The sequence below is a fragment of the Pseudomonas sp. LBUM1658 genome (assembly GCF_059716055.1).
Map to the genome: position 1 here is coordinate 412,293 of NZ_CP166798.1, position 12,454 is coordinate 424,746.

A 12,454-nucleotide genomic window follows, 5' to 3' on the forward strand; every position below is an offset into this window, starting at 1 on the left:
TTAGAAAATGCCCTCTAAAGAGCGAGAGGCCTGAGTTAGAGCATCAGCTTGACGATGGATTCGCTAGGGTCGCGGGACTTTCCGGCGGCTTTGAGCTCGGCAAGATAATCCGCCCAAAGATCGTCCTGGCGGACTGCCAATTGGTACAGATAATCCCAGGTGAACAGACCACTGTCGTGGCCGTCGTCGAAGGTCAATTTCAGTGCGTACTGACCGGCCGGTTCAACCTTGCTCAGGCCGACGCCGATCTTGCCAAACTGCAGGATAGGATTGCCATGGCCTTGGACTTCGGCGGAGGGAGAGTGCACCCGCAGGAATTCCGCGGGCAGGTGATAGACCTCATCCGGCGCGTATTTCAGCGTCAGGGTTTTCGAGGCTTTATGCAGTTCGATGGCGCTGGGGAGTTTGGTCATGACTTGAGTTCCGTTATGGGTGGAACCCTGTAGGAGCGAGCAAGCTCGCTCCTACAAGTATTGCTTACAGGATATAACGGGACAGGTCTTCGTTCTCCGCCAATTCGCCGAGGTGGCTGTTGACGTAGTCAGCGTCGATGCGAATCGGCTGAGCATCCTGCGCGGAGGCCAGGTCGCCGGCACTGAACGAGACTTCTTCGAGCAAACGCTCAAGCAGAGTGTGCAGGCGACGGGCACCGATATTCTCGGTTTTCTCGTTGACCTGCCAGGCAATCTCGGCCAGACGCTTGATGCCGTCGGGCAAGAACTCGATCGCCAGGCCCTCGGTTTTCAGCAGCTCGCGATATTGCTCGGTGAGCGAGGCGTGGGGTTCGCTGAGGATGCGTTCGAAATCTTGCGGGCTCAGGGCCTTGAGCTCGACACGAATCGGCAGACGGCCTTGCAGCTCCGGCACCAGGTCGCTCGGTTTGCTCAGGTGGAACGCGCCGGAGGCGATGAACAGGATGTGGTCGGTCTTGACCATGCCCAGCTTGGTGTTGACCGTGCAGCCTTCGATCAGCGGCAGCAGGTCACGCTGTACGCCTTCACGGGACACGTCGACACCACCGGAATTGCCGCGCTTGGCGACCTTGTCGATTTCGTCGATGAACACGATACCGTGTTGCTCGACCGCTTCCAGGGCCTTGGCTTTCAGTTCTTCTTCGTTGACCAGGCGACCGGCTTCTTCGTCGCGTACCAGTTTCAGCGCTTCCTTGACTTTGAGCTTGCGGTTCTTGCGTTTGCCCTTGCCCATGTTGGCAAACAGGTTCTGCAACTGGTTGGTCATCTCTTCCATGCCTGGAGGCGCAGAGATGTCGACACCGACTGATTCGGCTACTTCGATTTCAATCTCTTTGTCATCCAGCTGGCCTTCGCGCAGGCGCTTGCGGAACAGTTGGCGGGTGTTGGAATCATGACTCGAGGCGGCGTCTTCGTTGAAGCCCATGCGTGCCGGAGGCAGCAGTGCATCGAGGATGCGGTCTTCGGCAGCGTCTTCGGCCCGAAAACGAACCTTGGTTATTTCCTGTTCGCGCAGCAGCTTGATCGCGGCATCGGCCAGATCACGGATGATCGACTCGACGTCGCGGCCGACATAGCCGACTTCGGTGAACTTGGTCGCTTCGACCTTGATGAACGGGGCGTTGACCAGTTTGGCCAGGCGCCGGGCGATTTCGGTTTTACCGACGCCGGTCGGGCCGATCATCAGGATATTCTTCGGCGTCACTTCGACGCGCAGCTCTTCGGGCAGCTGCATCCGGCGCCAGCGGTTACGCAGCGCGATGGCGACGGCGCGTTTGGCATCGTCCTGGCCGATGATATGGCGATTGAGTTCGTGGACGATTTCGCGGGGAGTCATGGACATAATAATTTGCGGTCCTCAAGCAAGAGTTAAAGCCGTGGCGCTAGGCCTGCACAGGCTTACTCGGCGAGGTCCTGCTCCTCAATGGTGAAGGTGTGGTTGGTGAATACACAGATGTCGCCGGCGATGCCGAGCGCGGTTTCGACGATTTCGCGAGCCGACAGATCGGTTTTTTTCAGCAGGGCGCTGGCTGCGGCCTGAGCGTAACCACCACCGGAACCCATGGCGATCAGGCCTTCTTCGGGCTCAACCACGTCACCGTTACCGGTGATGATCAAGGACGCGTCTTTGTTGGCGACTGCCAGCATGGCTTCCAGGCGGCTGAGGGAGCGATCGGTACGCCATTCTTTGGCGAGTTCGACGGCCGCACGAACCAGGTGACCTTGATGTTTCTCAAGCTGGCCTTCAAAGCGTTCGAACAGGGTGAAGGCGTCAGCGGTGGCCCCGGCAAAACCGGCGATGACTTCACCGTGGTAGAGGCGACGAACTTTTTTCGCGTTGCCTTTCATCACGGTATTGCCGAGAGAAACCTGGCCGTCGCCGCCCATGACGACTTTGCCGTGGCGGCGAACTGAAACGATGGTGGTCAAGGGAGAGTCTCCACGCTGCGGGGCGAAAATGCCCTGATGGGAACTCATATGGGGGTGGCGCGGAGTTTTTCAACTGCAGAAGGGGAAGGGGACGAGCGGTGCAAGGCCCTACAGGTGGTGCGCTGTCCTGTAGGAGCTATCCCTGGGTTTTGTTTAGCGGCTCTGGCGCTGTTGTAACAACAGATTGCTAAAACCGCTGCCGGCCAGTTGTTTTTGCGCGGTGGTCAGCTGTTCACGATTGCTGAACGGTCCCACCAACACCCGATACCAGGTCTCATCCTTCACGGTGCCGGACTCAACCGATACGCTCTGCCCCAGCAGAATGATTTGCGCACGAACCTTGTCGGCATCGGCCTCTTTGCGGAACGAGCCGGCCTGAAGGAAGAATTTGGTCACTGGCGCCGCTTTCGAGACCGGTGGTGCCGGCGGCGGGGTAATGCCGGCGAGTGCCGCCTGAGCCCGGGCAGTGTCGATCTTCGCCGCTTCGGCCGGCGTCACCGGAGCCACGGGTACCGGTTGTGGTGTCGGCAAGGTTTTCTCCGGCACGGCATCCGGCGGCACTATCACTTCGGATTCCGGCAGCAGGGTGTAGAAGTCGTATTTCGGCTTCACCGGTTGCTGTGGACTCGGAGGCGTCTTGTTCGCTTCGGCGATCCGGGTGGCTTTCTGCTGCTCTTGCTTGACCCGCTTGACGTCATCGCCCTGGCCCGGATCGAGCTTCATCAAGAAAACGATGAATGCGCCCACGGTCAGGCCGATGGCCATCCATAGCCAGCCCGGAATCGGTTGCTTTGCAGGAGCTTGGTAACGGCTGGCGCCACGCTTGGGTGCAGGTTTTTTCTTGGCAGCCAACTTACATACGCTCCAGAGTTTCCAGACCCAACAGCTCCAGGCCTTGCTTGAGAGTGCGACCGGTCAGCGCCGCAAGACGCAAACGGCTCTGCATCTGTGCCGGGGTTTCGGCAGTCAGGATCGGGCAGTTCTCGTAGAAACTGGAGAACAGCCCGGCGACGTCGTACAGGTAGGTGCAGAGGATGTGCGGAGTGCCCTTGTCGGCGACGTTGTTCAGCACTTCGCCAAACTGCGCCAGTTTGGCCGCGAGTTCGTGTTCGTGCGCAGCTTCGAGCACAATCTGTCCTTGCACCTGGCTGAAGTCCTGGCCGAGTTTGCGGAACACTCCGGCCACCCGGGTGTAGGCGTACAGCAAGTAAGGCGCGGTGTTACCTTCGAAGTTGAGCATCAGGTCGAAGTTGAAGCTGTAATCGCTGGTACGGTGCTTGGACAGGTCGGCGTACTTCACCGCGCCAATGCCCACGACCTTGGCGATGCTGCGCAGTTCTGCTTCGGCCAGCTCCGGATTCTTTTCCTTCACCAGCGCGTAAGCGCGCTCCTGGGCTTCGGTCAGCAGATCGATCAGCTTCACGGTGCCGCCGTCACGGGTCTTGAACGGACGGCCATCGGCGCCGTTCATGGTGCCGAAGCCCATGTGCTCCATTTCCATCGGATGGGTCACGAAGCCGGCCTTGCGGGCCACCGCGAACACCTGCTGGAAGTGCAGGGCCTGACGCTGATCGACGAAGTACAGCGCGCGATCGGCTTTCAGCACCCCGCTGCGATAACGCACGGCTGCAAGGTCAGTGGTGGCGTAGAGATAGCCGCCGTCGGCCTTGACGATGATCACCGGCAGCGGGTCGCCGTCGGCGTTTTTGAATTCATCGAGAAACACGCACTGGGCGCCGTTGCTCTCGACCAGCAAGCCTTTGGCCTTGAGGTCGTTGACCACGTTGATCAGGTCGTCGTTGTAGGCGCTTTCGCCCCTGACGTCGGCCGGGGTCAGTTTGACGTTCAGCAGGTCGTAGATTTTCTGGCAGTGGGACAGGGAAATGTCTTTGAAATGCGTCCACAGGGCCAGGCAGTCCGGGTCGCCGGCTTGCAACTTGACCACCAGGCCGCGGGCGCGATCAGCGAACTCTGGCGATTCGTCGAAGCGTTGCTTGGCGGCGCGGTAGAAGTTTTCCAGGTCCGACAGCTCGTCGCTGGTGATCGGGTTTTCCTGCAAGTAAGCCATCAGCATGCCGAACTGGGTACCCCAGTCGCCGACGTGGTTCTGACGGATCACAGTATCGCCGAGGAACTCGAGAACCCGTGCCACGCCGTCACCGATGATGGTCGAGCGCAGATGGCCGACGTGCATCTCTTTGGCCAGGTTCGGTGCCGACAGGTCGACCACCGTACGCTGCACCGGACCGGCCTTGCGCACACCGATTTTCGTGTCGGCGAGCGCGGCGTCCAGGCGCGAAGCCAGGGCCTGGGTGTTCTGGAAGAAGTTGAGGAAGCCCGGGCCGGCGATTTCGGCCTTGCTGACGTTCTCGTCAGCCGGCAGTGCGGCGATGATTTTTTCTGCCAGATCGCGCGGCTTCATGCCGGCCGGTTTGGCCAACATCATCGCGATGTTGCTGGCGAAGTCGCCGTGGGTCTTGTCGCGGGAATTCTCCACCTGAATCGCTGGCGTCAGGCCTTCAGGCAACACACCTTCGTTGACGAGTTGGGTGATGGCTTGCTGGATCAGCTGGCGAATGGTGTCTTTCATGGTCTTCTCTTTCGACCGCAGACGCGGTGGCGCTTCGATGCGCAGGTGGAAAAACTGGGCATTATCCGTTGCGAAGGCGGGCTTGCCAACCTTCGTGGGCAGGTTATAGACCTGCGGAGCCGGGCAGGAAGATCTTCGCGTCTGGCAAGACCGTTAAAGATCGCAGCCTGCGGCAGCTCCTACACCACCAGAGTACGCCATCAATTTTGTGGCGAGCATCGATCCCGTAGGAGCTGCCGCAGGCTGCGATCTTTTGACTATTTATCGATCAATACAGATCCACCGGATCGACATCCAGGGACCAACGCACCTGCCGCCCGCTGGGCATTTGCTCCAGCGTCAGCAGCCAACTGCTGAGCAGCCGATGCAGCGGCGCCCGAGCGCTGGCTTGCAGCAAGAGTTGCGCGCGATAGCGTCCGGCGCGGCGCTCCATGGGTGCCGGTACCGGGCCGAGCAGTTCGATACCGGTCAGTTTCTGTTCGCCCAGCAAGCGTTCAGCCTCGTTGCAGGCCTCATCGAGAAAACTCTCGGCTTGTCCCGGCTTATGGGCTTCGGCCCGCAACAGCGCCAAGTGCGCAAACGGCGGCAAGCCCGCGGCGCGGCGTTCGCTCAAAGCCTGTTCGGCAAAGGCGAAATAACCTTGCTCGGTCAATTGCACCAGCAGCGGATGGTCGGCCAGATGTGTCTGGATAATCACTTTGCCCGGCTCTTCGGCGCGCCCGGCACGCCCGGCGACCTGAACGATCAGCTGGGCCATGCGTTCACTGGCGCGAAAGTCGCCGGAAAACAGTCCGCCATCGGCATCCAGAATCGACACCAGGGTCACTCGCGGGAAGTGATGGCCCTTGGCGAGCATCTGTGTGCCCACCAGGATGCACGGCTGGCCTTTCTGAATGGTGGCGAATAGCTGGTTCATCGCGTCCTTGCGCGAGGTGCTGTCGCGGTCAACTCGTAACACCGGGTAATCCGGAAAGAGAATCCCCAGACGCTCTTCGGCTCGCTCAGTGCCCGCGCCGACAGGGCGCAGATCCACCTTGCCGCATTTCGGACAATGGCGTGGCACACGCTCCACATAGCCGCAGTGATGGCAGCGCAGTTCAGCGGAGCGCTGATGCACCGTCATTCGTGCATCGCAGCGGTTGCACTCGGACATCCAGCCACAGTCGTGGCACAGCAGGGTCGGCGCAAAGCCGCGGCGGTTGAGGAACACCAATACTTGCTGCCCGGCCGCGAGTGTCTGGCCGATGGCTTGTTGCATCGGCCCGGAAATGCCGCTGTCCAGCGGCCGGCTTTTAACGTCCAGGCGCAGGAAGCGCGGTTGTTGCGCGCCGCCGGCCCGTTGATTCAGACGCAGCAGGCCATAGCGGCCGGTGTAGGCGTTGTGCAGACTTTCCAGCGACGGGGTGGCCGAGCCGAGCACGATCGGGATGTTTTCCTGACGCGCGCGCACCAATGCCAGATCGCGGGCGTGATAGCGCAGGCCTTCTTGCTGTTTATAAGAGCCGTCGTGCTCTTCATCGATGATGATCAGCCCGGGGTTCTTCATCGGCGTGAACAGTGCCGAGCGGGTGCCGATAATGATGTCGGCGTCGCCGTCCCGGGCCGCTAACCAGGCTTCCAGCCGTTCGCGGTCGTTGACTGCCGAGTGCACCAGCGCGATACGGGCGTTGAAGCGCTGCTCGAAGCGCGCCAGGGTTTGCGGGCCGAGGTTGATCTCGGGAATCAGCACCAGTGCCTGCTTGCCGGCCTCAAGGGTTTCGCGGATCAACTGTAAATAGACTTCGGTCTTGCCGCTGCCGGTGACCCCGGCCAGCAGGAACGCATGAAAGCTGTCGAAGCCCGCGCGAATCGCTTCATAGGCGGCGCGCTGCTCCGGATTGAGCGGCAACTCCGGTTGCGCCAGCCAGTGTTCATGGCGTTCGCCGGGAGCGTGTTTGCGGATTTCCACCTGCACCAGGTCTTTGGCCAGTAGCAGGTCAAGGCTGTCCTTGCTGAGCATGAGCTTGCTCAGCAACTGATGGGCCACGCCATGGGGATGCTGCGCCAGCGTCGCCAAGGCTTCACGCTGGCGTGGCGCGCGACTGATGCGCGGATCGTCGAGGCGTGCACCAGGGCTGATCGACCAGAAGCGCTCTTGGCGGGCTTCAGCCAGTTCGCCTTGGCGTAGCAATACCGGGAGTGCCCAGCTCAGGGTGTCGCCCAGGCTGTGCTGGTAATACTGAGAAGTCCACAGGCACAGCTTGAACAACGCTGCAGGCAAGGGCGGGGTGGCGTCGAGCAATGCCAGCGCCGGCTTGAGCTTTTCTGCCGGGACTTCGCTGTGGCTGGTGACCTCCACCAGAATGCCGATCATCTCGCGACGACCGAACGGCACGCGCAGGCGCATGCCCGGATGCAGATGGGCACGCAGGACACCGGCCGGGGCGCGGTAGTCGAACAGGCGGCGCAGCGGCGATGGCAGGGCGAGGCGCAGAATGGCGTCGGGCACGCGGGGGGTTTCTCGGTAACGGGCGGTGAAGAAGGTCCGGAGCCTAGCAGACCGCTGGTTCAGTGTCCTGCATTAGGAAAGCGTTCAAGATTTGACGAGTGGATTTTAACCGGTCCGACGCCTCGGTCAGGCAAGGCGCCGCGACGAGCCATAGCGCGCTATGGGGAGGAGCGGGAACGCCGCATGGCGTTAAAAGACGCCGTCAAAATTGAACAGTCTTTTCTGATGGAGGACACCCATGACAGCTTGCGCGATTGCCAAGGTCTGGTAGAATCCGCGGCCTAATTACGTGCGGTATTCAACAATAGTGTTGGGTGGCGGCACGCTAGCCTGAGGAATACACCATGAAAGCCGATATCCATCCGGTATACGAAGCCATCACAGTTACTTGCAGCTGCGGTAATGTCTTCGAAACCCGTTCCAACCTGGCCAAGCCACTGCCGGTTGACGTTTGCAACTTGTGCCACCCGTTCTACACCGGTAAGCAGAAGACTCTGGACATCGGCGGTCGTGTCGACAAGTTCAAGTCGCGTTTCGGTGCTTTCGGCGCAACCAAAGCTCCTGCTGCTGCAGAGTAAGGTTGGTCGTGCGGGAAAGCCCGTTGGGCTTCTCCTCGCTGTTGAAGAAGGCGTCCCTGGTGGGCGCCTTTTTCATGTCCGCGATTTGCTTCTCCAGCGCTCAGGCCTTTTCTGTCCAGCGCCGACCGCATTGCCGGCGCACAGGTCGCTTGCTGACTCTGGTGAGCGAGAAAACTGATGCAATAAGAAAAAAATTGTAGACATATCTTCTTGTTATTGTGAACAGTTAATCCCTTGTGTTCCGTGGCTCCCCACCCAAAGTCTTAAGGCAGGGCGCTTGACACCAGTGACTGGTCAGTCTTGTAGGGACTTTGCGACGCGAGTATCCTCGGCGGTCCGTCGTCCAACAGTAAAAAGCGGAATGCCGATATGTCTGATCTGAAAACTGCCGCTCTCGAATATCATGCCCATCCTCGTCCAGGAAAGCTGAGTGTCGAGCTCACCAAAGCCACCGCTACCGCTCGCGATCTGTCGCTGGCCTACAGCCCCGGTGTAGCCGAACCAGTCCGCGAAATCGCCCGCGACCCTGAACTCGCCTACAAGTACACCGGCAAGGGCAACCTGGTTGCAGTGATTTCCGATGGCACCGCGATTCTCGGCCTGGGTAACCTCGGTCCGTTGGCTTCCAAGCCGGTCATGGAAGGTAAAGGTGTTCTGTTCAAGCGCTTCGCCGGTATCGACGTGTTCGATATCGAAGTCGACTCCGAAAGCCCGCAAGCCTTCATCGACACCGTCAAACGCATTTCCATCACCTTCGGTGGCATCAACCTGGAAGACATCAAGGCGCCAGAGTGCTTTGAAATCGAACGTGCTCTGATCGAGCAGTGCGATATTCCGGTATTCCACGATGACCAGCACGGTACCGCGATCGTTACCGCGGCCGGCATGATCAATGCCCTGGAAATCGCTGGCAAGACCCTGCCAGAAGCGAAGATCGTTTGCCTGGGTGCCGGTGCTGCCGCTATCTCCTGCATGAAATTGCTGGTGAGCATGGGCGCCAATATCGAAAACATCTTCATGGTTGATCGTACCGGTGTGATCCACTCCGGCCGTGACGACCTGAACCAGTACAAGGCAGTCTTCGCTCACGCCACCGACAAGCGCACCTTGTCCGATGCACTGGAAGGCGCTGACGTGTTCGTCGGCCTGTCCGGCCCGAACCTGCTGAGCGCAGAAAACCTGTTGCTGATGGCAGCCAACCCGATCGTCTTCGCCTGCTCGAACCCGGATCCGGAAATCGCCCCGGAACTGGCTCACGCTACCCGCAACGACGTGATCATGGCCACCGGCCGTTCGGACTACCCGAACCAGGTGAACAACGTACTGGGCTTCCCGTTCATCTTCCGTGGTGCCCTGGACGTTCGCGCCAAGCGCATCAACGAAGAAATGAAAGTGGCTGCCGCCAACGCCCTGCGCGAATTGGCCAAACTGCCTGTACCTCAGGAAGTGTGCGATGCCTACGGTGGCATCAAGCTGGAATTCGGTCGTGAGTACATCATTCCGAAACCAATGGATGCACGCCTGATCACCGTGATCTCCGACGCAGTGGCCAAGGCCGCGATCGAGACTGGTGTGGCTACCCTGCCGTATCCGAAGAACTACCCGCTGAAAAGCGTGGATGATGTGTTCAATGGCTGAGTAGCAGCCCCATAAAAAAACCCGGCTATTAGCCGGGTTTTTTTATGGGGCAGTTTCAAGTTACAAGCAACAAGCTGCAAGATAAGAGCGGCACATCACTGCTTTTCTCTTGCCGCTTGTAGCTTAAAGCTTGCCGCTGCTCCTAGAACAAATCGATCGGCGCCGCTTCATCCGCTGGCAGCGGGCTGCCCGGTGCGTTGCCGTTGCCCGCTTCGTTGACTGAAGGCGGTGTATCTTCGCTCTTGAACAGCTCGAAGTAAGCGTTTGGCGTGCCTGGTGTGGCAGCGCGACCGCTGATCGGATCGACCCGCAGGCTCAGAATGCCTTCCGGTTCGTTCTGCGTGTGAGCCGGTTTGTCCTTGAGGGCAGCGGCCATGTAAGTCATCCAGATCGGCAGCGCGACGGTACCGCCGTATTCACGTCGACCGAGGCTTTCCGGTTGGTCGAAACCGGTCCAGACGGTGGTCACGTAATCGGCGTTGTAGCCAGAGAACCAGGCGTCCTTGGATTCGTTGGTGGTCCCGGTCTTGCCCGCCAGGTCGGTTCGGCCCAGGGCCATGGCGCGGCGCCCGGTGCCGAGCTTGATCACGTCCTGCAGCATGCTATTGAGGATGAAGGTGGTTCGGCCATCGACGATGCGCTCAGCCACTGCTGGCGTTTGCACGGCTGGCTGCGCCGCTGGTGTTTCGCCTGGCACCGAGCTGACGGTGAAGGCGTTGGCGACTGGCGCGGCAACCCCGTCGCTGACACTTTCGGCGGTCGGCACACTGGGCGGGTTGGCGGTGAACAGGTTGTCACCGTTGCGACTGTCGATCTTTTCGATGATGTACGGGGTGACCTTGTAGCCGCCATTGGCAAAGGTGCTCCAGCCGGTGGCGATTTCCATCGGGGTCAGGGTGGCCGTGCCCAATGCCAGCGACAGGTTGCGCGGCAGGTCTTGCTTGTTGAAACCGAACTTGCTGATGTAGTCGATCGTGCGGTCAACGCCCATGCTTTGCAGCAGGCGGATCGACACCAGGTTGCGCGATTTGTATAGCGCTTCGCGCATACGGATCGGACCGAGGAAGGTATTGGTGTCGTTCTTCGGACGCCAGACCTTGTCCAGGTACTCATCGACGAACACGATCGGTGCGTCATTCACCAGGCTGGAGGCAGTGTAACCGCTGTCCAGCGCTGCGCTGTAGACGAATGGCTTGAAGCTGGAGCCGGGTTGGCGCTTGGCCTGCAGCGCCCGATTGTAGTTGCTTTGCTCGAACGCGAAGCCACCGACCAGCGAGCGGATTGCGCCGTTCTGCGGGTCCAGCGAGACCAGTGCGCCCTGGGCGACCGGGATCTGGCTGAACTTCAGCGAGTTGTCCGCCTGGCGTTGCACGCGGATCAGGTCGCCGACCTGGGCAACGTCCGCCGGCTGCTTGGGATTGGCCCCCATGCTGTTGGTGTTGAGGAACGGCCGGGCCCATTTCATGCTGTCCCAGCCGACATGTTCTTCGCCGGTGCGAGTCAGCACCTGCACACCGTTCTTGTCGACCTGAGTGACGATTGCCGGCTCAAGCCCGCTGATCGTGCGCTGCTTGGTCAGTTCCATGGCCCAGGCTTCGCGGGTCTTGCCAGGCAGGCGCGATTCCGGGCCACGGTAGCCGTGGCGTTGATCGTAGGTCATCAGGCCTTCATGGACTGCGGTGTTCGCCATCTCCTGCAGATTGCTTGGCACGGTAGTGGTGACGCGGAAACCTTCGGTGTAAGCGTCGCTGCCATAGCGCCCGACCATTTCGGCACGGGCCATCTCCGCAATGTACGGTGCATTAACTTCAGGTGTCGGCACATGATAACTAGCGTTGAGCGGTTCGTTTACAGCCGCCTGATAGGCCGCTTCATCGATTTTTCCGAGCTTGAACATGCGCCCCAGGATCCAGTCACGACGCTCCTTGCTTCGTGTCGGGTTAGCCAGGGGATTAAAACGCGAAGGCGCCTTCGGCAGGCCCGCGATCATCGCCATCTGCGCCAGGGTGATGTCGCGAATCGATTTCCCGTAATAAACTTGTGCCGCCGCTTCGATCCCGTAAGCCCGGTTGCCCAGGTAGATCTTGTTGACGTAGAGCTCGAGGATCTCGTCCTTGGTCAGCTGGCGTTCTATCTGCAGGGCCAGGAGAATTTCCGTGGTCTTGCGCGAGAAGCTGCGTTCGCTGGTGAGGAAGAAGTTCTTTGCCACCTGCATGGTGATGGTGCTGCCGCCGGACTGAATGTGTCCGCTCTTTACCAGTTGGGTGGCGGCACGCATCAGGCTGCTGGGGTCAACGCCATAGTGATTGGCGAAATTGTCGTCTTCGGCAGAAAGCAGCGCGTTGATGAAATTGGGGGGAATGTCGGCGAAGCGGATCGGAGTGCGACGCATTTCGCCAAACTCCGCGATCAGCTTGTTGTCGCTGCTGTATACACGCAAAGGAATCTGCAACTGAATGCTTCTCAGTGCCTCTACGGAGGGCAACCCGGGGCTAAGATAGAGAAATGCGCCACTCAGACCGAGGAGCAGTCCGCAGAAAACAGCGACAATAGACCACCCGAAAAACTTCAGCAGACGAATCAAGGCTTTTGGATTTCCAGAGAAAAGAATGAATTAGGCGTTAGGCGATTCAGGGTATACAAGATCGGCCCACGCTCGAAATAAAAAGCAGAAAAAAGCGCTGGGCATTATAAGCATTTTTCGGCAGAGGGCGTCATTTGCGCTTCTGTCAAGACGAAGGGTAGTGAACGCAACGAA

At 59.8% G+C, this 12,454-nt stretch carries 9 protein-coding genes; 2 read left to right on the top strand and 7 right to left on the bottom strand.

The annotated features are described in order from the left end of the window. Positions 1-35: 35 nt before the first annotated feature. From ACA064_RS01865 to ACA064_RS01890, 6 genes are all read right to left on the bottom strand, one after another. Positions 36-413, bottom strand: coding sequence for a gamma-butyrobetaine hydroxylase family protein (locus tag ACA064_RS01865; RefSeq protein ID WP_497671868.1), 378 nt, complete (start codon positions 411-413; stop codon positions 36-38). 64 nt (positions 414-477) lie between these two features. Then, positions 478-1,815 carry an ATP-dependent protease ATPase subunit HslU gene (gene hslU, locus ACA064_RS01870; protein WP_497671869.1) on the bottom strand — a complete coding sequence of 446 codons (1,338 nt, stop codon included), beginning with the start codon at positions 1,813-1,815 and terminating at the stop codon, positions 478-480. 56 nt (positions 1,816-1,871) lie between these two features. After that, positions 1,872-2,402 (bottom strand): ATP-dependent protease subunit HslV, encoded by a 531-nt coding sequence (hslV, locus tag ACA064_RS01875; protein WP_150802257.1) that lies wholly within the window; start codon positions 2,400-2,402, stop codon positions 1,872-1,874. A 153-nt stretch (positions 2,403-2,555) separates the two neighbouring features. Further along, positions 2,556-3,254 (bottom strand): SPOR domain-containing protein, encoded by a 699-nt coding sequence (locus ACA064_RS01880; protein WP_497671870.1) that lies wholly within the window; start codon positions 3,252-3,254, stop codon positions 2,556-2,558. Between the two features lies 1 nt (position 3,255). Next, entirely contained in the window at positions 3,256-4,992 is a 1,737-nt protein-coding gene (gene argS, locus ACA064_RS01885) for an arginine--tRNA ligase (RefSeq protein WP_497671871.1), read from the bottom strand. Positions 4,993-5,260: 268 nt separating this feature from the next. Further along, complete coding sequence (locus ACA064_RS01890) at positions 5,261-7,480, bottom strand: primosomal protein N' (protein WP_497671872.1); 2,220 nt, start codon at positions 7,478-7,480, stop codon at positions 5,261-5,263. A gap of 344 nt (positions 7,481-7,824) precedes the next feature. On the opposite strand from ACA064_RS01890, the gene rpmE reads away from it, so the two are divergent. Together rpmE and ACA064_RS01900 are read left to right on the top strand one after the other, a co-directional pair. Beyond that, positions 7,825-8,058, top strand: coding sequence for a 50S ribosomal protein L31 (rpmE, locus tag ACA064_RS01895; RefSeq protein ID WP_150644193.1), 234 nt, complete (start codon positions 7,825-7,827; stop codon positions 8,056-8,058). Positions 8,059-8,427: 369 nt separating this feature from the next. Further along, positions 8,428-9,696 (top strand): malic enzyme-like NAD(P)-binding protein, encoded by a 1,269-nt coding sequence (locus tag ACA064_RS01900; RefSeq protein WP_497671873.1) that lies wholly within the window; start codon positions 8,428-8,430, stop codon positions 9,694-9,696. A gap of 142 nt (positions 9,697-9,838) precedes the next feature. Here the strand turns inward: ACA064_RS01900 and ACA064_RS01905 are convergent, their stop codons facing one another. Continuing rightward, positions 9,839-12,277 (bottom strand): penicillin-binding protein 1A, encoded by a 2,439-nt coding sequence (locus ACA064_RS01905; RefSeq protein WP_497674154.1) that lies wholly within the window; start codon positions 12,275-12,277, stop codon positions 9,839-9,841. Positions 12,278-12,454 lie beyond the last annotated feature (177 nt).